Below are 25,320 nucleotides of genomic sequence, written 5' to 3'. Positions count from 1 at the left end.
GCTCGATCGGCGATCGGGCAGGCCCTTTGCAAACAACACCCCACCTGCGTCGATGTTCAAATCACTCCGCAGCCTCAGCCAACGGAAAAGCGGGCCGGTGGACGCCCCCTTGCGGCGGCGCAAGGCCAACATGAACGCTTCCGCCGCTTTCTTCAAGACTTTTACGGAACCAGAGCGCATAGAGACCCGGCAAGTACAGCAAGGTCAGGAACGTTGCGACGAACAGGCCACCCATAATGGTGATTGCCATCGGTCCCCAGAAGGCCGAACGCGACAGCGGAATCATCGCCAGGATCGCGGCCAGCGCCGTCAACACCACCGGCCGTGCGCGCCGCACGGTGGCTTCCACGATGGCCTGCCGCCGGGTCAGACCATGCGCGACGTCGGTTTCGATCTGGTCGACGAGGATCACGGTGTTGCGCATGATCATGCCGGCCAGCGCGATCAGGCCGAGCAGCGCGACAAAGCCGAACGGCTTGTTGGCGAGGTTTAGCCCCAGTGAGGCGCCGACAATGCCGAGCGGCGCGGTCAGAAATACGAGAAACAGCCGCGAGAAGCTCTGCAACTGGATCATCAAGAGCGTCAGCATCACGATGATCATCAGCGGAAACAGCACGAAAATCGAGGCATTGCCCTTCGCCGACTCCTCGAACGCGCCACCCGGTTCGATCCGGTAGGCCGGCTCCAGATGGTCGCGGATGTCCTGAAGTTTCGGCCAGATCTGGTTGGTGACGTCAGGCGCCTGAACACCGTCGACGACATCGCCCCGCACCGTGATTGCCATGTCGCGGTTGCGCCGCCAGATGATCGGCTCCTCATGATCGTATTCAATCCTGGCAATCTGCGTCAGCGGCACCGCAACCCCGTTGCGCGAGGTCACCGTAAGATCGCCGACATGGCCGAGATCCAGCCGCTCGGAAGGAACGGCACGCGCCACCACGTCGATTTTCTCGACGCCGTCTCGTACGGTCGTCACCGGCACGCCTGAAATCAGCATGGCCAGCGCTTGCGACACGTCCTGCGGGGTCAAGCCGAGCGCGCGAGCGCGATCCTGATCGACGACGAGCTTGAGATACGGCGATTGTTCGTTCCAGTCGAGCTGCGGATCCCGGATGTTCTTGTTCTCCCGGACAACGTCGCGCACCTTGTAGGCGATCTCGCGCACGATCTTGGGGTCCGGCCCGATCACGCGGAATTGCACCGGGAATCCGACCGGCGGCCCGAAGTTGAAGCGGTCGACCCGCACGCGCGCCTCGGAAAGATCGCCCGCGTCGACTGCCTTCTCGATTTTCGCCTTGATCCGTTCGCGCGCCTCGACGCCCTTGGCGACGATCACGATCTCGGCAAAGGCCTCATTCGGGAGTTGGGGATTGAGCCCGAGCCAGAATCGCGGCGACCCCTGTCCTACGTAAGAGGTGTAGGTTGCAATATCCTGATCGCCCTTAAGCAGTTCCTCGGCCTTCTTCACGGATTTTTCCGTGACATTGAAGGCGGTGCCCTCCGGAAGGCGGAGTTGCAGGAACAGTTCCGGGCGCTCGGACAGCGGGAAGAACTGCTGTTGAACGTGGCCGAAAGCGACGATTGAGGCGGCGAACACGCCGATCGTTGCCAACACGGTCTTGATGCGGTGGTTCACGCACCACTGAATCACGCTGCGTAGCGCTCGGTAGACCCGCGTCTGGTAGATCGCATGCGGATCGTGATTCCGATGAATCTTGACGTCAGGCAGCAGCTTGACGCCGATATAGGGTGTAAAAATCACGGCGACAAACCAGGACGCAACCAGCGAAATCGCCACGATCCAGAAGATGCCGCCGGCATATTCGCCGACCGCCGAATTGGCGAAGCCGATCGGTAGAAAACCGGCCGCGGTGACCAGCGTGCCCGTCAGCATAGGAAATGCCGTGGATTCCCAGGCAAAGGACGCCGCGCGGATCCGGTCCCATCCCTGCTCCATCTTCACGACCATCATCTCGACCGCGATGATGGCGTCATCGACCAAAAGGCCGAGCGCGATAATCAGGGCGCCGAGTGTGATGCGATGCAGATCGAGCGACATCGCATCCATCACAATAAAGACGATCGCAAGCACCAGCGGGACAGAGAGCGCGACCACGATGCCGGTGCGCCAACCGAGCGCCAGAAAGCTGACGAACAGCACGATTGCCAGCGCTTCGACGAAGGAGTGCACGAACTCACCGACCGCGTGCTCGACCACTTCCGGCTGGTCGGCGATGCGGTCGGTGGAGATGCCCTGCGGCACCGACCGCATGAATTCGTCGGTCGCAGCCGTCACCTCCTTGCCGAGTTCGAGAATGTTGGCGCCCTTCGCCGTGACCACGCCGATACCGATGGCGGGCTTACCTTCCTGACGCACGACGAAGCTGGGCGGATCGACATAGCCGTGGCTGACCGTGGCAATATCGCCAAGACGGAAGACGCGGCCGTTGCTCTCGACCGGCGTCTCCGCCACGGCTTTCACGCCGTCGAGCGCGCCCGTGACGCGCAGCGGCACGCGCTGCGCAGAGCTCTCCACCGTTCCGGCCGGCACGACATTGTTCTGCTTCGCAAGCGAGTCGAACAGCGCCTGCGGCGTGATGCCGAGCGTGGCGAGCTTGGCATGCGAGAATTCTACGTAGATCTTCTCGTCCTGCGTGCCGTAGATATCGACCTTGGTCACGCCGTTGACCTTCAACAGCCGCTGACGCAGCCCTTCGGCAGCCTTCTTGAGCTGAGCATAATCGGCGCCATCACTCGTCATCATGTAGAGGATCGAGTCGACGTCGGAGAATTCATCGTTGACGACAGGCCCGAGTATTCCCGACGGCAGCTGGCCCTGCACGTCGACGAGTTTCTTGCGCAGCAGATAAAACAGGTACGGCACCTCTTTCGGCGGCGTCGAATCGCGGAAAGTGACCTGCATGGCCGTGAAGCCCGGCTTTGAATAGGTCTGCACCTTCTCGAAATAGGGCAGCTCCTGCATCCTCTTCTCGATGGGGTCGGCGACCTGGTCCTGCATCTCCTTGGCGGTCGCGCCCGGCCACATGACCGAAACGTTCACTACTTTCACCGTGAAGAAGGGATCCTCGGCCCGGCCGAGTTTCTCGTAGGAGAAGAAGCCGGCCACGCCGAGTGCGATGATCAGGAACAACACCAATGCGGGATGACCCACCGCCCAGGCAGACAGGTTGAAGCGCTTCATCGGTCTCTCCGTCGGGCTAAAACGACAGTGACGACACGACCCGGACCTTCTGGCTCGGATCGAGCTTCTGCACACCGAGCACGACGATCTTCGCGCCCTGGTCGACGCCGCCGGAGATCACGACACAATTGCTGTCGTAGGATTTGACGGTGACCGGCTTCAATGAAATCGCGCCCTTGTCATCGACGACGTAAAGCGAGGGACCGCCACCCTGGCTGTACAGCGCCGACAGCGGCAGCCGCGCCACACGCTCGGTCTGCTGATCAGCCAGCGTCAACATCGCGGTCATCCCCAGCGAAACGTCATCGCCCGCATCCGGCAATGAGAACTTGGCAAGATAGGTTCGCGTCACGGGATCGGCCGACGGCGCGATCTCGCGCAGCTTCGCTGCGTGCTTCTTGTCCGGCTCCGACCAGAGCGAGACCGTGGCAACGCCCGACTTGGCGCGATCGAGAAGGGTCTCGGGCATCGCGACGACCGCTTCCTTCTCACCAAGCCGGGCGATGCGGATCGCGGCCTGACCCGCGGCAACCACCTGGCCAGGTTCGATCATCGTTGCAGTGACGACACCACGGCTGTCCGCCACAAGCGTTGCGTAGGAAAGGGAATTCTTCGTCAGCTCGACCGAACGCTCGGCGCGGTCAAGCCGTGCGCGCGCCTCGTCGGCCGCAGCCTTGGCCGAATCGAGCTGCGCATCGGTGGCCCAGCCCTTGGCGCGAAGGTCCTTGGCGCGCTGCTCGGCGGCGCCCGCCTGGGCCAGCACGCCGGTTGCCGCAGTGAATTCCGCCTCGGCCTGCTCGGCCTGCAACCTCAGATCGACCTCGTCCAATGTGGCGAGCGGCTGGCCGATGTCGACCGTCTGGCCAACCTCGACCAGCCGCTTCGCCACCTTCCCGGGAACGCGAAAGCCTATATCGGTCTCGATCCGGGGCCTGATCGTGCCGACAAAGCTGCGCTCGGGAGATTGGGCTTCATAATGGACGGTGGCGACCAGAACCGGGCGGGATTCCGCCGGCTTCTCGGCAACCGTATCGTTGCAGCCGGCCAACGCGGCGGCCATGGCTGCCAATGCAATTCCGACGAAGAGCTTGGAATAACTTGATAAAATCAAGCGGGCCAACATTGGACACTCCTCTAGGCTCCAGCCACTGAGGAGTGTTGATTATTGAATGATAAAAGTCAATATTTATCACTGCTCACGAATTCATGATGAAGTCTTCCTGGAGGCTGGCTGGCCGAGAGATAAAATGGAGACGACGAGGCGGGCCAAGCCGCTTCGGAATTGGCAAACTAGCGCCCACTTTCCGAAGTTCGTGTCCCAGCCCCCACTTTCGCCAACTTCGGAAAGTCTTGGACCCTAGCTAATTTGTTGATTCTATTACGGCTTCATCGATCTGAAGTCCCTGACCGAATTCGCCCCTTGTGGTGCAGGGATTTCAGATCCTGCGGTACTAGGCCTTCAACTCGTGGCTGCCGCAAACACCAGGAAAGCCGCTATCAGGGGCAAGGTGGCGGGTACCAATAGACGGATCGAGATGTACCTCACTCGCCGAGCTGAAAGCGCTCGAAGCGATGCAGCTCTTCCTCGATGCGCCGCTTTAATCCCTTACGCGGTCCCCTCGGGGCGCTACCTACCCAGGTCCATTTCCTCAACAGCACTTTCCGGTTATGTCGGTCGGTCTTGAGGTCGAGCGCAGCGACGATCTCGTCCCCGACCAGAACCGGCAGCGCGAAATAACCATAGCGTCGCTTTTCCTTCGGCACGTAGGCTTCGAAAACGTGCTCATAACCGAAGATCAGCCGCGTCCGCTTGCGCTGGATGATGAGCGGATCGAACGGGGACAAGATGTGGACACGCTCGCCGGCGCCGGTCCCGCCCGCCTCCAGCGTCTCTGGCCGCGCCCAATACTGTTGCTTGCCGGCGCCGTCAATCGCGACGGGAACAAGCTCCTTGCGGCGAACTCGCGCGTCAATCAATCGCCGGACCGGCTTCTTGCTCGGAGCATCGAGATGGCAGATGGAATCGAGGCTGACGACGCCCTGTGCGCGAAGGCTACGATCAAGCAGATATGCGGAAATCTCCCGCGCTGAGGCCGGCTTCGGCGGCTCGTCCCATTCGAAATGCCGGTCCATCAGTTCATAGGTCTTGAGCATGCCCTTTCGCGCGGAGATCGTAACACGGCCGTCGTAGAACGCCAGTTGCAACGCCCGCTTCGAGGGCTTGCGGCTGGCCCAGGCATGCACCTTCTCGACCAGGACGTCATCCTCGATGTCGCGGATAGTCAGCGCACCTTCCTTCTTCAACAAGCGCAGCACTCTGGCAAGATCGGCAGGCTTCACCTCCTTGAACCACCGATGGCCCTCGCGCCGGTGCCGTCTCATGGCGGGGATGAAAAACCGGAAATCCTTCGCGGGCACGTAGGACAGCGCGTGGGTCCAGTATTCAAAAATGCTTTTGTCGACGCTCTGGGCCTGATGCAGGTCGGTTCGGCGATAGGCCGGAATCCGGTTCCAGAGAATGTGATGGTGGCAGCGTTCGATCACGTTGATGGTGTCGATCTGCACATAACCGAGATGCTCGACTGCGGCCGCGGTGGCCTGCGGGCCTTCGCCAAAAGGAGCTTCGGAATCAAGCTGCTGGGCCCGCAGCCAGATTGCTCTGGCGGCGGCCTTGCTCAAAGGTATTGGCGTGTCGGCGCGCGGCATTGCCGCAATCTACCCGGAGTTCGCGAGGTCCGACAGGCGCGTCGGACGAAGGGACCAGGCGGCTCAAGGCTTGGGGTGATCACCGATGCTGCCGGTGGCAGTCTCGACGTCGCAGGTGGCCCTGCCAGGCTCGGTCGCCTTGCAACGATAAACGGTGCCGGTGAGCCGGTCGATCAGCCACACATTGTCATCGAGCCCGCTTTCCATGCCGCTGAAGCGTGTACCAACCGCCGTGACCAGCGTGGAGAGCAAAATGGCGATGGCAATGATAACCGAGCCGATCAGCACGGAAACCGGGGTTCCCATCTGTCCCGGCAAGGTCGGACGAGTCCCCTGATATCCGCTTGGTTTGTTTTGTTTCGGAAACAAGGACAGTTGACGTTACTCACGCAAATCGTCGTCGCGACCCACGACTTCCCGAAGTTCGTGAAAGGAGCGCGCTAAAGCGGAGCACGAACTTGGGAAGGCGGGCACCCGAAGTCTTTAGAAGGCCATCTGGCCGATTTTTTGTTCGCTCCCCGGCAGCGAAGCGACCGCATTGCGGCGCCGGCTATTGGTCCGGAACGACCCGAGATCGGCCGCGCGCCAGCGGTTCAAGCGCGAAGATCACGCGGCCGACTTGCCCTCGTAAGCGTCGCGCAATTCGTCGATATTGAGCTTGGTCATGCCCATAATGGCCTGCATCGCCCGCTTGGCGCCGGCTGCGTCCGATCCGCCAAGCAGTTGCGGCAGCACGGACGGCACGATCTGCCAAGATACGCCATAGCGATCGCGCAGCCATCCGCATTGCAGCGTCTCGCCGCCGGACGATAGCCCATTCCAAAGGCGATCGACCTCGGCCTGATCCGCACAGTCGACCTTGAATGAAATCGCATGCGTATATTCGAAGCGCGTCCCGCCATTGAGGGCCATGTACTCCTGGCCGGCCAGGATGAAATTGACCACCAGCACGGATCCGGCCTTGGCGCCGGGATTGTCGACGGGACTCCGTTGAACCTTGTTGATCCGGGAATCCGGCAGCAACGAAACGTAGAAGTTTGCGGCTTCCTCGGCTTCGCCGTTGAACCAGAGGCAGGGCGCGATTTTGGACATGGTCGGGTTCTCCTTCGATGACTTCGGCCGGAGGACGAACGAGCGAGACAACATCCGACACCCGATTATCGAAAATTTTAAGGCTGAAGGCCGGTGCGCGGGCCGTATTGTCGCAGAGAAGAAAATGGCCGGGAGCGAGCCCGGCCATCCGTTAAATCCTGATAAGACCGACCTTGTTAAGTCGCAATCGGCGTCGGCATCGTCAGGAACGCCTTGGCCGCATGCCAGAACAATTGCCGGTTGGTGGCGAGCACGACCGAGTGGGCTACGCCGGGCAAGATGATGAATTGGCGATCCCCGCTCGGCAGCTGCGCAAAGAAATCCTGAAGGTCGGCGACCGTGGCGATGCCATCATATTCGCCGCGGATCAGCAGCGTCGGCGCCATGACCTTCTTGGGATCGACCAGCGGCAGATTGGCCGTCATGTCGAGATAGGTGCCAGTCGGAATCTGATCGCCGAACTGCATTTCCACGTCCGCCAACGCATCGACGGCTGCCTGTTCACTGGTGCCCGGCTTGTCGCGGGTCGCGATCGAACGAATCATCTCGCGGTCACGCTTACGCATATTATGCGTCCGGTAATAGTCGAGCTTCTCGGCACGCTTGCTCAGCGTCGGCGACCCCGTGCCCTTGTAGGTGAACGCGGCGAGAACGAGACGATCGACGTGGTCGGGAGCAACTTGCGCAAAGGCGCCAGCCCGGATCGCGCCGGAAGATTCGCCGAGAAAGTGATATTTCTGCCGTCCGGTTTCGCGGGCCAGAACGTCGACCGCAGCCTTGAGATCTTCGACGCCGCTCTTGATATCGGAATTGCCGGAAGTACGCCCGGACTTCCCGTAGTTCTCGTGATCCATCGTCCAGCAGTCGAAGCCGTAGCGGGCGAACGCGTCCATCACCGAATACTCGCCATGCCCTGGGACGTGGAGATCAAAGGCGCGCGACGTCACCGATGAGCCGTGCACGAAGAACAGCACGGGCTTGGACGGCTCGCCGGCTTTCGGCGCGCCGACGCGCTTGCGGAACATCCACAAGGGCACATCGCCCTTCTTGGTCCAATATTCGCCACTCCAGATATCGCCGTCCGCAGCACTCGCGCTTCGCGCAGGCAGCGCAACCGAAAGGCTTCCAGCGACGAGGCCGAGACCTGCGCCCTTGATGAGGGTGCGACGCACGAGCGGCTGGTTGGCGAGCAATTCATTGGATTGCGTCACGGCTTCTCTCCGAATTTTTTCGATGTTTGCCTCGCGAATCCTGAAATTCGCGTTTTTTCGTCTAATGAAATCGCTATTTCTCGAGCCTGTCAGCAATTTAGCAGACGTCTTTTCGCGCCGGAAGATATCGAGCGCCGCAAGGTCAATCCTGCGGCGACGCACGCAGTCACGACGTCGTGTTCGAGCGTGTTAGTGCGTGTCTGCTTAAGCGTCTTTGGGATCGCGGTGCACGGGATCGACCCACAGCACCTTTTCCGGCTTCTCGACCGGTTCAATGTCGAGGTTGATCGCGACCGCCTCGCCATCGCTCCGCACCAGCACACACTCCAGCGGCTCATCGGGACTGGCGTTGATCTCCTGATGCGGCACGTAAGGCGGAACGAAAATGAAATCGCCTGGATTTGCCTCGGCCGTGAATTCGAGATGATCACCCCAGCGCATCCGCGCCTTGCCCCTGACGACGTAGATGATGCTTTCGAGATGGCCGTGATGGTGCGCGCCTGTCTTGGCGTCCGGCTTGATCGTGACCGTTCCTGCCCACAACTTCTGGGCACCTACGCGCGCGAAATTGATCGCGGCCTTACGGTCCATGCCGGCCGTCGACGGCACGTTGGGATCGAGCTGATTGCCGGGAATGACCCGGACGCCATCATGCTTCCAGCGCTGACCGGGATCATGCGAATGCGCCAAATGATCGTGACCATGATCGTGATCGTGCGATTTCGACATGTCGCAGTTCCCGTAAGTCAGTCGCCTAGACGGCCGGAGTCCCGTCAGCCCTTCACGCCGAGCAATTCGACGTCGAAGATCAGCGTCGCGTTCGGAGGGATGACGCCGCCGGCGCCGCGCGCGCCATAGCCAAGCTCGGGCGGAATGATCAGGGTTCGCTTGCCGCCCACCTTCATCGAGGCGACGCCCTCATCCCAGCCGGCAATCACCTTGCGCTGTCCGACCGGAAATTCGAGCGGTTCGTTGCGGTCGACGGAAGAGTCGAATTTTCGGCCCTTTTGGCCGTTCTGGTACAGCCACCCGGTGTAATGTACGACGCATATCTGGCCGGGTTTCGGCGTTGGACCTGTGCCAACCTTGGTATCGATGATCTCAAGTCCTGAAGCTGTGGTCATGGGTTTTCCCGGGGTCTGCGCCATTGCTGTGCTCGGCATCGACACTGCCGACACGGTAAGCACGGTCAGCGCAACGGCGGCGAAAGTGGAAAACACCGTGCGAAGAAAATGTCGCATCATGACTTAACCTTCTCCAAACGATCGGCGCCTGTCTAACGTAACGCTCCCGGCAAAACCAGCCCTGAGCGCATTGTCACATGTGAGGCTGAGCCTCAGTAGCCGAGCGCGCAACCGTCCTTGCGCGGGTCCGAGCCGCCGGTCAGCGTTCCCTTATCCCAATCGATCCAGATCGCCTGACCACCGCCGAGCGGCGGGATGATTTTGGTAGTCTGGTGCCCGAGCTTCTGGAGGCCCGCGACGATATCCGCCGGCACGCCATCTTCGAGCTGATAGACGCCTTCATAGTGCAGGCCACGCGGCATATCGATCGCTTCCTGCACATCGCATCCATAATCCAGGATATTGGTCAAGACGCGGGTCTGCCCAACCGGCTGATATTGGCCACCCATGACGCCATACGGCATCACCGCGCGGCCCCCCCTGGTCGCGAGCGCCGGAATGATGGTGTGCAATGGACGCTTGCCCGGCGCGATGCAGTTCGGATGACCCGGCTCGATGCGGAAGCCGGCGCCGCGGTTCTGGAACAGAACGCCCGTTTTGTTGGAGACGATAGCGGAACCCCAGGAATGGGCGATCGAGTTGATGAAGGAACAGACGTTACGGTCCTTGTCGACCACCGTGATGTAGATCGTCGACGGGTTCATGGGCGGCGAGACCTTCGGCAGGTCCAGCATGCGGTCCATGCGGATCTTGCCAGCCCACTCGTCGGCAAACTCCTTGGCAAGGATCCGCGCGACATCGACCTTGACGTGCGCGGGATCGCCAATGTGCTGCTCGCGCATCATGTAGGCAACGCGCGCGGCCTCGGCTTCCAGATGAAAGCGCTCGACGCTCACGGGCGCGAATTTCGTCAGGTCGAAGTGCGACAGGATATTCAACATCACCAGCATGGTGATGCCGGGCCCGTTCGGTGGGCACTGCCAGACGTCGAGATCTTTATACATGGTGCCGATCGGCACCGTCGTCTCGGTCGTATGCGCCGCGAAATCTTCCAGCGTGTGCAGACCGCCGGCGGCTCTCAGGGTCTCAACCATGTCCTCGGCGATCGCGCCCTTGTAGAACGCATCCGGGCCGCCCTTGGCGATCGCCCTCAGCGTCTGGCCAAGCTCGGGCTGCTTGATCACATCACCCGTCACTGCGGCATTGCCGTGCGGCAACAGATAGCGCTCGGTATTGATGCCCTTCTTGAGCTTCTCGAAGCCATTCTTCCAGTCGAAGGCAATTCGCGGCGCAACGACGTAGCCCTCTTCGGCGGCCTTGATTGCCGGTTGAAACAGCGTGTCGAAACCGAACCTGCCGTGGTCGCGGAGGATCGTCGCCCAGGCGTCGATCGAACCGGGCACGGTGACCGAATGCGCCGATGTCAGCGGGATCGCTCGGATGTTGCGCTCGAGAAACCATTCCGGAGTCGCCGCTTTCGGCGCGCGGCCCGAGCCGTTATAGGCGACGATCTTGCCCTCGCCTCTCGGCTGGATCAGCGCAAAGCAGTCGCCGCCGATCCCGGTCGATTGCGGCTCGATCACCGCGAGCAACGCGGAAGCCGCCACCGCCGCATCCGCAGCCGTGCCGCCCAAGCGCAGCACCTCGATCGCAGTCAGTGCCGCCAGCGGATGGGAGGTCGCGACCATGGCGTTCTGGGAATGGACCGTCGAGCGGCCGGCGAAATGGAAATTTCTCATACCAAATGGCTCACTTTATACGCTTCTCGGTGATTTTCAGGGTATATGCCCCCTGTTGCGGGTTACTTGGCATATTCAATGCCGCCTGCGCAATGCCGGGAAGACGCATAACTGGAGGGGGACCCCTGCCCATCCCGTCTGTCCCCTGATAGACCACGTCATGGCTTACAAGGTCGCCGCCTTTTACCAATTCGCTCCTCTGCCGGACTTCCGAGATCTGCACCAGCCGCTGCGAACGCTGTGCGGCGATCTCGCCCTAAGAGGCAGCGTGCTGCTGGCACATGAAGGGATCAACGGCACCCTGGCCGGCAGCGCTGTGGCCATCGACGAATTCGTTGCTACGCTCCGTCACGGCGGCCTGTTCAGAGGGCGGCTGGATCATCTGGAGCTCAAGTTTTCGGCGGCGCTGGCGATGCCGTTCGGCCGGCTCAAGATCCGGTTGAAAAAGGAGATCGTTACCTTTGGCGATGCGGCCGCCGATCCGACAAGGCAGGTCGGCATCTACGTGGAGCCGAAAGACTGGAACGATTTGATCGCGTCCCCCGGCACGGTGCTCATCGACACCCGCAACGCGTTCGAGGTCGCGATCGGCACGTTTGAGGGCGCCATCGATCCAGCGATTGCAAGCTTTGGCCAGTTCAAGGAGTTTACCGCCCGCCACCTCGATCCGGCACGCGATCGGAAAATCGCAATGTTCTGCACTGGCGGAATCCGCTGCGAAAAGGCATCAAGCTACCTGCTCTCGCGAGGTTTTGCCGAGGTCTATCACCTGAAGGGCGGCATCCTGAATTATCTCGAGCAAGTCGCAGAGGCAGAAAGCCGCTGGCGCGGCGAATGCTTCGTCTTCGACGAGCGCGTCGCGCTGGGACACGGCTTGCGCGAGCGGCCTGCGGAGTATCAACTCAATGAGTGATCTCAAGACGCTGTCGGAGCGCATCGTTACGCTTGAAGCGCGGCTTGCGTTTCAGGACCACACCATCGAGACCTTGAACAAGACAGTCACCGAACAGTGGTCGAAAATCGACGCCCTGGCGCGCGAGCTGATGGCACTGAACGAGCGGCTGCGGGAAGCGGAAAGTCAGATGCCGCGGCCGGCGAATGAGCCGCCACCGCATTATTGAGGAACGACACGTTTCGTGCGCGAAACGCAGCCGGGTCAGTGTCGCCGACTCCTCGGCTGCTTTTCATCGCCAGGATGCGGCTTCGAGGGAGAGGGCTGCACGGCGCTCGCCGGGTCAGAAGCTGGAAAACTGCCGACTAGGCCCTCCTCGAGCTTCCGATGCATTTCCTGATCGGCCGCCACGGCTTCTCGGGGCGTGGTGGCGTGTTTGTCGTGCGGTGCCGGGTCGAATTTGTCTGGCATGATACAGGCCTCCGCCCGAATAACGCCTCGGGAACGACGTCGTTCCCGTGGGTGAAAGTCCCGCAGGTAACTGTCCGGGTGGCAAACAATCTTGTTTTCGAGAGCATTTCTTGCTGTATCAGGAACCGAACAGACCACATCTCGAAGCGCGCATGATAAAGTCATTACTCGAAGTGCTCTCCGGCCGAAAACAGGCAGTGCCCCCGATCTGGATGATGCGGCAGGCCGGCCGATACTTGCCGGAATATCGGGAATTGCGGGCGAAAGCGGGCAGCTTTCTCGATCTGTGCTTCACGCCTGAATATGCCGCCGAGGTCACCCTTCAGCCGATCCGCCGCTTCGGCTTCGACGCCGCTATCATCTTCTCCGATATACTCGTCATTCCCTACGCGCTCGGCCGCTCCGTTCGGTTTGAAGCCGGCGAAGGCCCGCGGCTCGATCCACTGGACACGCCGGAGAAAATCGCCACCCTGGCGCCGCAAGCCGATTTCACCAAGCTCGAGCCGGTGTTCGAAGCCCTGCGCCGTGTCAAGCGCGGGCTCGACACCAAAACGGCATTGATCGGCTTCTGCGGCGCGCCGTGGACTGTCGCGACCTACATGGTGGCAGGACAGGGAACCCCGGATCAGGCGCCGGCGCGGATACTGGCCTATCAGCATCCTGAAGCCTTCGAAAAAATCATCGACGCGCTTGTCGACAATTCGATCCAGTATCTGGTCGGTCAACTGAAGGCCGGCGCTGACGCCTTGCAGATTTTCGATACCTGGGCCGGCGTGCTCCCGCCGCGCGAGTTCGCGCGCTGGTCAATCGAGCCCACGCGCCGCATTGTGGCGGGCGTTCGCCAGCAGATGCCCGGTGCGAAGATCATCGGCTTTCCCAGAGGCGCTGGCGCATTGCTGCCGGAGTATTTGGAAAGAACGGGCGTCGAGGGCGTCAGCATCGACTGGACCGCCGAACCGTCGCTAATCCGCGAGCGCGTGCAAAGCCGTGCAGCCGTTCAGGGTAACCTCGATCCGCTGGCGCTGATCGCCGGCGGCGACGCGCTCGATCGTGCGATCGACGACGTGCTGGACAATTACGCCGGCGGCCGGCTGATCTTCAACCTCGGTCACGGCATCCTGCCGGAGACGCCGATCGCTCATGTCGAGCAGATGATCAAGCGCGTGCGGGCCTACAAGCCCTGACTTTATTTCGGCCGGCTCCGTTCGATGATCCCGGCCGCCCCCTTGACCAATAGTTCGAGCCCCACCGCGCGGCCAAGTTCGCGCGGCCGGTCTGCAGGGCCTGACCGCGCGACCTCGATGAAGCGCTGACCGTCCTCGTCCAGCACGGAAGCCGTCAACGACATCAGCGTACCATCGATCGTTGCCAATCCCGCGATCGGGGAATTGCAATGACCATTCAGCACCCAGAGCACCTCGCGTTCGGCGTCAGCGCAACGGCGCGCGGCAAGGTCGTCGATCTTTGCCAGGAGGCGTCGCGTCGCCCAGTCGTCCGCGGCGCATTCCACTGCGACGATGCCCTGCCCGACCGCCGGCAGCATCTCCGCGCTTGAGAATTCGTATGCGATGCGGCTTGCAAGGCCGACCCGCTCCAAACCCGAGCGGGCCATGACGAGCGCGTCCGCCGGCCCGACCGCGCCGCCGTCCGGAAGGCGCTGTTTTTCGAGGGTGTCGAGCTTGCGCACGCGCGTATCGGCAGCGCCGCGATAGTGGATCATCTCGACATCGGGAAACAGCCGGCGCGCGTAGGCGGCGCGGCGCACGGCATTGGTGCCGATCTTGAATCCCTTGCCGCGCGAAATTTTCAGTTGATCGAGCGAAACTCCAGGGCGCAGCACCAGCACATCGCCCGCCGGATCGCGCGACAGCGTGGCGCCGATCACCAGTCCCGGCGTGTCCTCGTTGCCCGGCATGTCCTTGAGCGAATGCATCGCCGCCTGCAACTGTCCGGCACGGACGGCCTGGCGGATTTCGGCCACGAAGGCCCCGCCCTTGCCGCCGTGAGACAAGAGCTTGCCGGTCTGGTCGATATCGCCTGTCGTCTCGAACTTGACGATTTCAATATCGATGTCGGGCGCTGCCGCTGTCAGACGGCGGGCAATTTCCTCGGTCTGGGCCAAGGCCATGGCGCTCTTGCGTGTGCCGATCCGCAGCCGCATCAAACTCGTGCTCGTTCGCATTGATCGAGCGGATGCAATAGCACCGGGCGGCAACGGTGGCTAGCGTGCGTCCTCCAGGATCATGTCGGAGGCTTTCTCTGCGATCATGATCACCGGCGCGTTGGTATTGCCCGAGACAAGGCTGGGCATCACGGAAGCGTCGATGACGCGCAAGCCATCGGTGCCCCGAACGCGAAGCCGCTGATCGACGACCGCGAGCGGATCATTTCCCATCCGGCAGGTCGAGGTCGGATGGTAGATGGTGGTGCCGCGGGCACGGCAATAGGCGAGCAGCGCCTCGTCGCTGGTGACCTTGTCGCCGGGATCGACTTCCTCGACGACGTAAGGCGCGAGCGCCGGTGCACGAAGGATCTTCCGCAGCATCTTCAGTCCCTCAATATTGGCTGTGCGGTCGACTTCGCTGGCGAGATAATTGATCCGTATTTCCGGAGGCGCAGCGGGATCGGCGCTCCTGATCCGAAGCGACCCGCGGCTTTCAGGACGCAATTGACATACCGACGCCGTGAAGCCGGAAAATGAATGCAGCTTTTCGCCCATCTTGTCGGTCGAGAACGGCAGGAAATGAATCTGGATATCCGGCGACGCCAGTCTCGGATTGGTCCTGAAGAACGCGCCCGACGTGCCGGCGGCGATCGTCAGCGGCCCGGTTCGGAACGCGGCATAACGGAGCCCGGTCATCACCTTGCGGAAGGGATTGTTGACGATATCGTTGAGCGTAATGGCTTGCGAGCACCGCATCACGATGCGGACCTGCAAATGATCCTGCAGGTCGTGGCCGACGCCGGGCGCATCCAGCACGACGTCAATGCCGTGACTGCGCAACAGATCCGCAGGACCGACGCCCGAGAGCTGCAACAATTGCGGCGAGTTGTACGCTCCGCCCGAAACCAGAATTTCCCTTCGCGCTCGTGCCGAGCGCGGAATGCCCGCGGCGCGGTACGTCACCGCAGCGGCGCGGGCTCCCTCGAACAGGATTCGCTCGGCCATCGCCGACGTCTCGACATGCAGGTTGGGCCGGGCCTTGGCCGGACGAAGATAGGCAACTGCGGCGCTCGCCCTTCGTCCGCCCCTGGTCGTCGTCTGGAAAAAGCCCGCGCCTTCCTGAACCGCACCATTGAAGTCGGGGTTGCGAGAAATGCCAACCTGCACCGCCGCGTCGACAAACGCCGCGGACAGTGGATCGGCATGCCGCCAATCCGAAACCGGGAGCGGCCCGCCAACACCATGGAACTCATCACCGCCGCGAGCCTGATCCTCGGCCCTCTTGAAATATGGCAGCACGTCGTCATATCCCCAGCCGAAATTGCCCTGCTGGCGCCAGCGGTCGTAGTCCTGCTGTTGACCTCGAATGTAAAGCAGACCGTTGATCGAGCTTGATCCGCCAAGCACCTTGCCGCGCGGCTGGAATACGTTGCGCCCGTTAAGGCCAGGCTCCGGCTCGGTCTGGTACATCCAGTTAACGGCCTCTTCCTTGAACAGGCGGCCGTAACCGAGCGGGATATGAATCCAGGGGTTTGTATCGCGCGGGCCTGCCTCAAGCAGCAACACCGAATGTTTGCCGTTGGCAGTCAACCGATTGGCGAGCACACATCCTGCCGATCCCGCACCGACAATGATGTAGTCAACTTCGAGGTGATCAGAACCTGACGCCATTTTTTGGTTCATGTTTCTTCTTCAGGAGCGATGCCGGAGACCACAGGTGCGCGAAAGGAGAATAACTTCGCAGGACTGCCAGTCAAACAAAACAGCAGTTCGATCGGCTTCGAAGACCGGGCCGCATGCTTTGCGCACACGCCTAGATCAACGCCTTGCTGACTCGCTACTTGATCTCGACGATCCCAACCTGATTGACGAGGCTGTCAGCCATGACCGGATTACCGTCAGGCAAAACAGACATATTGCGTACGATGTCTCCGCCACCGGGAATGGCCCAACTCTGAAATTTTTCGCTTACCGGGTCGAAGCGGACCACCGTATTCGGCTTGGCGTTGGATTCGCTGTACCAGACCGCGCCCTTGGTGAAGACCATCCCATAGGGCTCCGACTGCGGGCCGCTCGGCGATGGCCACTCCTTGACGGCACCGTTCGCGAGATCAAGCCTTCCCAAATAGCCGCGAGCGAAATCGGCGTACCAGACAGCACCATCAGATCCAATGGCGAGACGCCGTGGCCGGGCCCTCGCATCGGGCAACGCGTATTCCTTGATCGCCATCGTGTCGGGATCGATCGCGGCAATTTTGTTGGTGCCGAACTCGACAAATACGGGAACGCCCTCCGCGTTGATCTGGATTCCGTAAGGCCGCGATTTCGGAGTCGGCGACGTTACAAGCCTGATTGAGCCGGTCGCAGGATCAAGGCGCCCGACCATATTGGCCTGCTGCACGGTAAACCACAGGATGCCCTTTTGGTCGAAATTGAGCGTGTGCGGATCCTTCGCCTTCGGATCCGGCAGCCGGTATTCAGTGACAAGACCGGTCTTTGGATCCAGTTTGCCGATCAGTCCGGCAAGATTTCCGGTGAACCAGATGTTGCCTTCCTTGTCGTCGACCAGCCCGTGTGGACCGGTGAAGGGGGACTTGAGCGTATATTCCCTGATGGCGCCGGTCTTCGGGTCGACCCGACCGAGCTTGTTGGCCAGTTGAGCGGCCCACCACACCGAGCCGTCCCGGGCGCCGAGTGGATCGTGTGGTCGCGCGCCAAGCGTCGGCACGTCCCACATATGGAAGTCGACCTTCACCGGACCATCGACGACAATAGCGGCCGGCCGCTTGCGCTCCGGAAAATTCTTCATGAGGTAATCGGTCAGGCCGCCCCACTCTGCGGCGGGCACGGGCGCCTGCATGTTCTGCATCATACGCACAACCATCAACCAACCCTCTGGGGTATAGCCACCGCGAACCCGATTGATGTCGTGGCAACCGTTGCAGGTGTCGACGAAGCGCTGCTTGCTCGGCCCCTCCGGCCATTCCTTTGCGGTGTACTGCGCGTGCGCAAGCGGCGCCGACAGGGCAACCAGTATCGACAGGACAGGCAATTTGACACTGACCATCATGCTCGCAGTCCTGCCATCCGGGATCGAACGTCCAGTTCACCTTTGTCGATAGAGGCCAGCTAAGCCGCAGGCCGATCGGTGCGTCAAGGCAGCCCCGATAACTCCCTGGATCGGAACCCGTATGTGAAAAATTCGCGATTTATCAGGCACGCGCGTGGGCAGGTGCAGCTTCGGCCGCCGCATACCAATCCGCCAGCTGGCTGCCGGTAAAGAAGCCGACATCGCTCGATGCCGTTAGCAGGTCCAACATATGCTCCAGCTCGTGGATGCGGTGCGGCACCGCAATGAGATGCGGATGAAGCCCGATTGCCAGCACGATCGCGCTGTCGCGGCATTCAGTCTCGAAACGGCGCAGCGTGAATTCCAGACGCCGCGCCATCTCGCCGGTGGCGTGCCGCTCAATCGCGTAGATGATCGAGTCGTTGATCTCGAGGTTGTAGGGCATCGCAATCAGTGGACCGGCCGACGTCGTCATCCACGAGGGACGATCATCGACCACCCAATCGCAAACGTAATCGATGCCCTTGCGTTTCAGGATGTCGGGAGTGTCGACCGTCTCGCGCAGGCCCGGCGACAGCCAGCCGCGCGGTCGACGGCCGACAAAACTCTCGATCTTGTCGAGGCTCGTGCCGATCACACCCTCTTCGCCGCCTTCCACATGATTGATGGCCTTCTGGTGCATGCCGTGGCCGATGAATTCCCATCCATGATCGCGCATCGCGATAGCCGATTGAGGGTAGGCGTCGATAACGCCGGCATTGAAACTCGTGGAGGCCGGCAGGCGGCGCGATGCAAACGCCTTGAGGATGCGAGGCAGCCCCGCACGCATGCCATAGTCGGCCCAGGAGAAGTTCGGCACATCGGGCACAGTCTCGCGTCCATGCGGCGGCGTGACGATCGTGCGCGGCATCGGCTGATCGAATTGCCAGTTCTCGACGTTGACGACGAGATGGACGAGAATACGCTTCCCCTGAAGCGGCGGCAAAGCCGCGCGCTCGGATGAAAGCCCATAGGGGATACGCGGATTTGCCATTTGGGAACCTTCAGGCGTGTGCCGCACCGACCTTCATGTCGGACATGATGCGCGCCTTGTAAGCCACGAATTCCGTGCTGGTGAGGCTTGCGATCGAACGCGGGCGTGGCAGGGTGATTGGAATGGTGCGGATGATCCGGCCGGGCCGCGCCGACATGACGCAAATCCGGTCCGACAGCAGGATTGCTTCATCGATGTCGTGAGTGACGAACAACACGGTGGTGCCGAGCGATTGCCAGACATCGAGCAGCAACTGCTGCATGGACAGCCGCGTCTGCGCGTCGAGCGCTCCGAACGGCTCGTCCATCAGGAGCGCTTTCGGCGACATCGCCAGCACCCGAGCGATACCGACGCGCTGGCGCATCCCGCCGGACAATTGCACCGGCAAGGCATCGGAAAAGGACTCAAGACCCACGATCTTCAAGAGATTGCGCGCCTTGGACTCATAATCGACACGCGCAACGCCCTGCACCTGCGGGCCGAAAATCACGTTCTGCCAGACATTCAGCCAGGGAAACAGTGCCGCCTCCTGAAAGACCACTCCACGATCGGGACCTGGCCGCGTCACGGTCTTGCCGTCGAACAACAGGCTGCCTTCGGTGGCCCTCTCGAAGCCGGCGAGCAGATTGAGCAGCGTCGATTTTCCGCAGCCGGACGGCCCGAGCAGCGCAACGAACTCGCCCTCGCCGATTGCAAGATCGATTCCTTCCAGCGCCCGGACTTCGGACTGGCCCGAAAAGGTCTTCGATACATTTTCGAACGTGATTGTGCCCATGGTCATGCCATCATGAATGGAACGATTGCAGGCGTCGCCACGCCAGCACCCAGCGTTCAATCAGCAGGATGACGCGGTCGCTGATCAGGCCCAGGAGGCCGATGGTCGCCATATCGGCAATGACGACGTCCATGCGTCCGACGTAGTAGGCATCCCACAGCACATAGCCGAGGCCGGATTTGACTGCGATCATTTCAGCGACGATCACCGCCGTCCAGGCGATTCCGAGTCCGATCCGCAGTCCCGTGAAGATCGCTGGCAGCGAGGCCGGCAGGACCACCCGCCGCAGAATCGTCCATCTTCCCGCGCCCATCATCATGGCGGCCCGGACGAGATTGCGCTCGATGTCGCGCGCGCCCTGCGCGGTGTTGACCACGATGGGATAGAAGGCGCCTAGCGCGATCAGAAACACCGCGCCCATGTCGCGGATGCCGAAAACCGCGATCGAAAACGGAAGCCAAGCCGTGATCGGGATCGGCCGCAGCAGTTGAACGGTGGGATCGAGTGTGCCTGAGGCAATCCGATTCCAGCCGATGGCGACTCCGACTGGCACGGCTACCAGTATCGCAACCAGGAATCCCTTGCCGACCCGTTCGGCGGAAAACAGCAAATTGGCAAGCCAGGTGCCGCTATAGGGATTTAGGCCAAGACCGGCCGAGCCAAAGGCCCACACCTTCCACGCATGCCACACCCGATCCGGCGTCGGCAGCACGCCGCCGAAAAGCGAGCCGCCGTTTCCGGCCCACTGCCAGAGCGCGATAACCGTGACCGGGAGAACGATCGCGAGAAGGACTTGTCGCAGATTCCGGCGAGCCGCGGAGGAGAGTACCGAGGAAGCCGAAGAGAAGACAGACGGTTGCTGCCTGGAAGCGATAGGTCCTGTCGAGATCGACATTCGCGCAATCCTCGCTCGGCGGTGTTCGCGCCGCCCTGCTTAGCCGTCTACTTGCCCAAGGCCTTATCGACGAACGAGCCGTCCCAATGTGCATCGATTTCGCCGGAGACATCCTTCTGAATTACCCCGAGATCGGCAAAGCCTTTGGCTTGGCGCTTGATTTGATCCGGCGAGATCACCTCACCGAGCTTGATGATCTTGGAGGCCTGCGCCGCAACCTTGGGCGCCATACCGGAAAGCCGCGCGTAGGCATCGGCGAAAGCAGCCGGAGACTTGGCCAATTCCTCTTGTTTCTTGAGGTAGGCCCAGACGAAACGTTCGATCGCGCCACGCTTGTTGCCGATCGCCGTCTTTGTAGTCATGAACATTCCGAGTTCGGCACCGACGGCCTTCGACGAACTGTATTCGAGGCCTTTGGCGAAGTAGCCATAGCCGTCCATTACCGGGATCGATTCAAACGGCTCCCAAGTGACGAGGCCATCGACCTCGCCCTTCTTCAGTGCCTGGTCGAAATTGGCGCCGCCGCCCTGAATATTGACCGCTTGAAAGCTGCTATAGGGAATTTTGTTTTCGACCAGCGTTGCGGCGAACTGAAACCAGACGGCCGAGCCCGGAGCGATTGCGATCTTCTTGCCCTTCAGGTCGGCCCAGCTATCGAACTTCACGCCGGTGCGGCCGATCACATATTTCGGCGAGGAGCCTACGCCCATCAGCCCGACGACGTCGTTCGATCCCTGCGCCAGAGAAATCGCAAGGTCAGCCGGACCGACGGAAGCGACGTCGAGAGAACCCGCCAGCAGCGCAGTGCGTGCATCGGCATAGCGCACAAATTCGACCAGCTTGAGATTGACGCCAAGCTTCTTCAGATCGTCAGCGACCAGGATAACGGGAGCGAGATGCCCAACCTTCTGGTAGCCAACCGTGAGTTCAACCGGCTGCGTCAACGGCGCCGGTTCCGGCCCGACTGCGCTTGCGGGCAACGGCCATCCGATCGCTGCCACGACGAACCATAGCCAAGCACCCCGCCTCAATTTCCGCACGACCTGCCTCCTTTTCGATCAGCCATTGAAAACTAGCTTCTGAGAAGATTGCACCAGATCAAGCCCCTTGTGCAACGTAGCCGGCCTGGTAGCGACGGCGCATCATGTCTCGGCGGCGATGTCCGGCAGCACCTCCATCGGCACGCGTCCGTGCCAGTCGGTGCGTTCCTGCAACCTGACCGCGATCTGGAGCAGGAGCGTTTCACTGCCGGGGCGCCCGATCATCTGGAGGCCGACCGGCATGCCACGGCTGTCGAAGCCCGCTGGCGCAGCCAACGCGGGCAGACCGAAATAATTGGCAAAGCGAGTGAAGCGGCTGAGCGCGTAAAGCACGCGCGGATTGAAATCTGCCGAAGCCGGATCGACCTCTGCTATGCGCGGCGTCCTGATCGGCATCACCGGCAAGATCGCCACATCGGCCTCACCGAGGTATGACAAGACAAATTGGCCGCGAAGCTCCTCGCGCGCAGCCAGCGCCGATGCAAGTTCGCTGTCCGAAACCGAAAGGCCCTTGCGCAAACGCTTGCGTAAGGTCGGGTCGATATTTGTATCCTCGATCCGCAAGCGATGTTCCCGCGTCGCCTCGGCTTGCAACACGACCAGCGTTTGCCGATCGGCGTCTTCAGGAAACCCGGATCGCTCTTCGATTGCAATGCCGCTTGCGGCAAGCACATTGGCGGCGCCGCGAACGACTGCTGCGATCTCGCCGTCGCTGGCATCGAGCGCATCCTGCAACATGACCGCTCGCAAAGGCCCATCCGATGAAACTTGCGTCTCGCCGGATACGACGGGCCACAGCAAAGCAAGGTCGGCAGCGCTGCGGGCGAAAATACCGGCGGTGTCTAGCGAAGGCGAAAGCGGCATCGCGCCATCGAGAGGAATCTTTCCGTTTCCGGGCTTGAGCGCGCTGACACCGCAGCAATGCGCCGGAATTCGCACCGAGCCTGCCGTGTCGGAGCCCAAGGCGGCAAAACAGCAGCCGGCCGCAACAAGAATGGCGGAGCCGGTCGATGAACCGCCGGGGATCATGTCAAAGCGCCATGGATTAAGTGCGCCGCGCCGCCCGATACCGGAGGCTTCATAAGCCAGTTCCGTCATCGTCGCAGTGCCGATCAGGCAGGCCCCGGCCTGATCGAGACGGTCGATGACCGAAGCGCGCGGCAGCGCCGGAGCCTGCGGCGTCGCGCATCCCCATGATGGCAGGCTGCGTCCAGTCGCGAACATATCCTTGGCGACATAAGGCAGGCCCGAGAGCGGTCCCTGGCCCGGCGCTTCGGCATGATAGATATGCTCAACGGCGTGGAGCTTTCGCCCGAGATCAGCGAGCCGCCGCCGGCATTGCTCAAGGGCCGCGACTCGGCCGCGCTCGGAGAGCGAACTCCAGTCCGGCAATCGCGCAGTCGATGTAGCAACCCGTGTCATTGCCTCTCGTTATCAGTACTGCGATGCGCGCACGACATATCCGAAGATCAAATGTCTAGGTACACCGATGACAGCCGGAAAACTCGATAACACAAGGCCCGTCAAGCCGTGAAGCCAGACGAAATAACCCATCATCCCGACGGATTGCCCCAACCACACCGCGGCTGGGCGGTCGTGACGATTGCCGTCGGCATCATCATGTCGGTCATGGATGGCGCGATCGCCAATGTGGCGCTGCCGACGATTGCCCGCGATCTCCACGCGAGTCCAGCCTTCTCGATCTGGATTGTCAACGGCTACCAGCTTGCGATCACGATCTCGCTGCTGCCGCTAGCCTCGCTCGGCGAAATTATCGGCTACCGCCGCGTCTACATTGCCGGACTTTTTCTTTTCACCGTCGCATCGCTGTTCTGCGTGTTCGCGCACACGCTGACACTGCTGACGACCGCCCGCATCCTGCAAGGGTTTGGCGCGGCCGGGATCATGAGCGTCAACATGGCGCTGGTCCGGCATATCTATCCGCGCAAGATGTTGGGGCGCGGGATCGGCATCAATGCGATGGTTGTCGCGGTTTCCGCAGCCGTTGGGCCAACCATCGCGGCAGGCATTCTGGCGGTCGGCCCTTGGCCGTATCTTTTTGCGATCAACGTCCCGCTTGGCATCGGCGCACTGGCCATCGGCATCAAGTATCTGCCCTACACCAAGCCTGCAGGCCACGACTTCGACTGGACAAGCGCGGCGCTCAGCGCCATCACGTTCGGCCTGGGGCTTGCTGCGATCGACAGCGTCGGCCACGGTGAAGCTGCGGCAATTGCGCTGGCCGAACTTGGCGGCGCGGTCGTTGCAGGCTTCCTGCTGGTCCGTGCGCAAAAGCATGTCACCTCGCCGTTGTTGCCGCTCGACCTACTGCGCATTCCGATTTTTGCCCTGTCGATTGCGACCTCGGTCGCATCGTTCTGCGGACAGATGCTGGCCTTTGTCGCGCTGCCTTTCTACCTCGAAAGCCGTTTTGGATATTCTGCGGTCGAAATCGGTCTCCTGATTACGCCCTGGCCCATCGCAGTCGCTTTCGCCGCGCCGCTGGCCGGACGCCTGGTTGAGCACCAGCCAGCCGGCCTTCTCGGCGGGATTGGTCTGGTGCTTTTTGCACTTGGCCTTGGCGCGCTGGCGTGGCTGCCGCCTCATCCCGCGCTGTTCGATGTGGCATGGCGAATGGCGGTCGCCGGTGCTGGCTTCGGCTTGTTCCAGACGCCGAACAACCGCACCATGATCGCGGCCGCCCCTCGCGAGCGCTCGGGCGGCGCCAGCGGGATGCTGGGAACGGCGCGGCTGTTGGGACAGACCACCGGAGCAGCTCTGGTGTCCCTCTTGCTTGCCCGCTTCGCCTTGGAAGGCACGCGGCTTGCCCTGCTCACGGGCGTCGGCTTTGCAGTCGCGGGAGCCGCCCTGAGCATGCTGAGATTGTCGGAGGCCGGTGCGCGAGGGGCCGAGCGGGTGCGGGTCAGCGAAGACCAGCGGCTGAAAGGCGAATAGAGGACATTTGCTTCCTCCGTCCTTCCGTACAAATTTATAAACTTGTCTCAAATTTCGTTGTTGCGGTGGCTTCAACCTGCTATGAACAATCGCTTTCTTCCTCGCGAAAGAGAGAAAGCACCATGGGCGAGTTCTCCGATTGGCTATCGCAGCAACATCACGGGCTGAAGACCTACAAGGCCTTCCGAAAGACCCTGCTTGACCGGATCGCCAGTGACACGCCCCATCGCGCGCTCTATCGCCTGCTCGCCGGACTGACTGAAGAGTATATTGCTCGCTATGACGGTGAGGCTGTCCCGGTGGGTGTCGCCGAGGAAACCTATCGCCATCTGCTTGATGTGGTCGCCAAGGCCGAAAGCGCATTAACTGCACCGGCGTCCCAGCAGATTCAGATATTGAATGAACTGGCAGCCGCCCGGCTCGTGTAACGGTTTAACGACAAGGGGCGGATGCGAAATCAGCCACTTCCTCCCCAAGGCGAGATTCGCCGCACCGTTCGATCTCGCTATCCATTTTCTGAAAAAAGCTTGCGTTATTAGGACCTTCGCGATAGAAATGATTGTTTCTTCTCGAGTACCGACGAGGAAACAACATGGTCGAGTTGCATAGCTGGCTTTCTCATCAGCATCCGGGTCTACGGACCTACGTCGCCCTTCAACGCAAAACGGACGAACTGGCAGAGACCGATGCGGACCATCGCGCGGTCTACAGGCTGCTGTCTTCTATTCTCGATCCCTTCATCGCCTCTTTTGATGAGGAGCCGCTTCCGGCAGGCGTTGCAGAAACGACGTTCGAGCGATTACTTGCGGTGGTGCGCGATGCTGACAACGCAATCACGCTCGCACCGGATCAGCAGATTGATGCGCTGAATAAGATCGCTTCCGTCGATCT

General features: G+C 61.4%; 24 protein-coding genes. 6 read left to right on the top strand and 18 right to left on the bottom strand.

Going from position 1 to position 25,320, the window contains the following annotated elements; translation table 11 throughout:
• Positions 1–61 precede the first annotated feature (61 nt).
• The 9 genes from NEZ08_RS01175 to ggt form a co-directional block, all read right to left on the bottom strand.
• Entirely contained in the window at positions 62–3,202 is a 3,141-nt protein-coding gene (locus tag NEZ08_RS01175) for an efflux RND transporter permease subunit (RefSeq protein WP_298102239.1), read from the bottom strand.
• Between the two features lie 16 nt (positions 3,203–3,218).
• Positions 3,219–4,325 (bottom strand): efflux RND transporter periplasmic adaptor subunit, encoded by a 1,107-nt coding sequence (locus NEZ08_RS01170; RefSeq protein WP_298102236.1) that lies wholly within the window; start codon positions 4,323–4,325, stop codon positions 3,219–3,221.
• A gap of 419 nt (positions 4,326–4,744) precedes the next feature.
• Positions 4,745–5,908, bottom strand: a complete 1,164-nt coding sequence (locus NEZ08_RS01165; RefSeq protein ID WP_298102233.1) for a crosslink repair DNA glycosylase YcaQ family protein — start codon at positions 5,906–5,908, stop codon at positions 4,745–4,747.
• 63 nt (positions 5,909–5,971) lie between these two features.
• A complete protein-coding gene (locus NEZ08_RS01160; RefSeq protein WP_367278353.1) occupies positions 5,972–6,196 on the bottom strand; it encodes a hypothetical protein in 225 nt (74 codons plus the stop codon).
• Between the two features lie 318 nt (positions 6,197–6,514).
• On the bottom strand, positions 6,515–7,000 hold the full coding sequence (locus NEZ08_RS01155) for a VOC family protein (RefSeq protein WP_298102230.1): 486 nt from the start codon (positions 6,998–7,000) through the stop codon (positions 6,515–6,517).
• Between the two features lie 176 nt (positions 7,001–7,176).
• Positions 7,177–8,211 (bottom strand): alpha/beta fold hydrolase, encoded by a 1,035-nt coding sequence (locus NEZ08_RS01150; protein ID WP_298102227.1) that lies wholly within the window; start codon positions 8,209–8,211, stop codon positions 7,177–7,179.
• Between the two features lie 204 nt (positions 8,212–8,415).
• Positions 8,416–8,940, bottom strand: a complete 525-nt coding sequence (locus tag NEZ08_RS01145; protein ID WP_298102224.1) for a cupin domain-containing protein — start codon at positions 8,938–8,940, stop codon at positions 8,416–8,418.
• Positions 8,941–8,984: 44 nt separating this feature from the next.
• The gene (locus NEZ08_RS01140; RefSeq protein WP_298102441.1) at positions 8,985–9,452 is read right to left on the bottom strand and encodes an FKBP-type peptidyl-prolyl cis-trans isomerase; all 468 of its coding nucleotides are present in this window, start codon (positions 9,450–9,452) and stop codon (positions 8,985–8,987) included.
• Between the two features lie 95 nt (positions 9,453–9,547).
• Entirely contained in the window at positions 9,548–11,134 is a 1,587-nt protein-coding gene (ggt, locus tag NEZ08_RS01135; RefSeq protein WP_298102221.1) for a gamma-glutamyltransferase, read from the bottom strand.
• Positions 11,135–11,294: 160 nt separating this feature from the next.
• Here ggt and NEZ08_RS01130 point away from each other — a divergent pair, with 160 nt between their 5' ends.
• Both NEZ08_RS01130 and NEZ08_RS01125 read left to right on the top strand, forming a co-directional pair.
• Complete coding sequence (locus tag NEZ08_RS01130; RefSeq protein WP_298102218.1) at positions 11,295–12,047, top strand: rhodanese-related sulfurtransferase; 753 nt, start codon at positions 11,295–11,297, stop codon at positions 12,045–12,047.
• The gene (locus NEZ08_RS01125) at positions 12,040–12,255 is read left to right on the top strand and encodes a SlyX family protein (RefSeq protein ID WP_298102215.1); all 216 of its coding nucleotides are present in this window, start codon (positions 12,040–12,042) and stop codon (positions 12,253–12,255) included. Before NEZ08_RS01130 ends, NEZ08_RS01125 begins: the two co-directional genes overlap by 8 nt.
• 35 nt (positions 12,256–12,290) lie before the next feature.
• Here the strand turns inward: NEZ08_RS01125 and NEZ08_RS01120 are convergent, their stop codons facing one another.
• Positions 12,291–12,497, bottom strand: a complete 207-nt coding sequence (locus NEZ08_RS01120; RefSeq protein WP_298102212.1) for a hypothetical protein — start codon at positions 12,495–12,497, stop codon at positions 12,291–12,293.
• A gap of 152 nt (positions 12,498–12,649) precedes the next feature.
• Between NEZ08_RS01120 and hemE the strand changes: the two genes are divergently transcribed.
• Entirely contained in the window at positions 12,650–13,681 is a 1,032-nt protein-coding gene (gene hemE, locus NEZ08_RS01115; protein ID WP_298102209.1) for a uroporphyrinogen decarboxylase, read from the top strand.
• 2 nt (positions 13,682–13,683) lie between these two features.
• Here the strand turns inward: hemE and hemC are convergent, their stop codons facing one another.
• From hemC to NEZ08_RS01075, 8 genes are all read right to left on the bottom strand, one after another.
• Entirely contained in the window at positions 13,684–14,658 is a 975-nt protein-coding gene (hemC, locus tag NEZ08_RS01110) for a hydroxymethylbilane synthase (protein ID WP_298102206.1), read from the bottom strand.
• Positions 14,659–14,718: 60 nt separating this feature from the next.
• The gene (locus NEZ08_RS01105) at positions 14,719–16,332 is read right to left on the bottom strand and encodes a GMC family oxidoreductase (RefSeq protein WP_298102203.1); all 1,614 of its coding nucleotides are present in this window, start codon (positions 16,330–16,332) and stop codon (positions 14,719–14,721) included.
• A gap of 166 nt (positions 16,333–16,498) precedes the next feature.
• Positions 16,499–17,731, bottom strand: a complete 1,233-nt coding sequence (locus NEZ08_RS01100; RefSeq protein WP_298102200.1) for a hypothetical protein — start codon at positions 17,729–17,731, stop codon at positions 16,499–16,501.
• A gap of 142 nt (positions 17,732–17,873) precedes the next feature.
• Entirely contained in the window at positions 17,874–18,764 is an 891-nt protein-coding gene (locus tag NEZ08_RS01095; protein ID WP_298102197.1) for a polysaccharide deacetylase family protein, read from the bottom strand.
• Positions 18,765–18,774: 10 nt separating this feature from the next.
• Positions 18,775–19,545: an ABC transporter ATP-binding protein gene (locus tag NEZ08_RS01090; RefSeq protein ID WP_367278352.1), complete on the bottom strand. Its 771-nt coding sequence runs from the start codon at positions 19,543–19,545 to the stop codon at positions 18,775–18,777.
• Positions 19,546–19,549: 4 nt separating this feature from the next.
• Positions 19,550–20,434, bottom strand: coding sequence for an ABC transporter permease (locus tag NEZ08_RS01085; RefSeq protein WP_298102194.1), 885 nt, complete (start codon positions 20,432–20,434; stop codon positions 19,550–19,552).
• A 47-nt stretch (positions 20,435–20,481) separates the two neighbouring features.
• The gene (locus NEZ08_RS01080; protein WP_298102192.1) at positions 20,482–21,474 is read right to left on the bottom strand and encodes an ABC transporter substrate-binding protein; all 993 of its coding nucleotides are present in this window, start codon (positions 21,472–21,474) and stop codon (positions 20,482–20,484) included.
• 102 nt (positions 21,475–21,576) lie between these two features.
• The gene (locus tag NEZ08_RS01075) at positions 21,577–22,896 is read right to left on the bottom strand and encodes an amidase (RefSeq protein WP_298102191.1); all 1,320 of its coding nucleotides are present in this window, start codon (positions 22,894–22,896) and stop codon (positions 21,577–21,579) included.
• 123 nt (positions 22,897–23,019) lie between these two features.
• Between NEZ08_RS01075 and NEZ08_RS01070 the strand changes: the two genes are divergently transcribed.
• The 3 genes from NEZ08_RS01070 to NEZ08_RS01060 all read left to right on the top strand — a co-directional run.
• Positions 23,020–24,429 (top strand): MFS transporter, encoded by a 1,410-nt coding sequence (locus NEZ08_RS01070; protein ID WP_298102435.1) that lies wholly within the window; start codon positions 23,020–23,022, stop codon positions 24,427–24,429.
• A 122-nt stretch (positions 24,430–24,551) separates the two neighbouring features.
• Entirely contained in the window at positions 24,552–24,857 is a 306-nt protein-coding gene (locus tag NEZ08_RS01065; RefSeq protein ID WP_298102189.1) for a hypothetical protein, read from the top strand.
• Positions 24,858–25,021: 164 nt separating this feature from the next.
• A partial coding sequence (locus NEZ08_RS01060; protein WP_298102186.1) for a hypothetical protein occupies positions 25,022–25,320 on the top strand: 299 nt, incomplete at its 3' end.

This window comes from Bradyrhizobium sp. (assembly GCF_027451485.1).
Classification (GTDB): Bacteria; Pseudomonadota; Alphaproteobacteria; order Rhizobiales; family Xanthobacteraceae; genus Bradyrhizobium.
The sequence above is the reverse complement of the archived record's forward strand: the minus strand, read 5'-3'. Positions and strand labels throughout refer to the sequence as shown.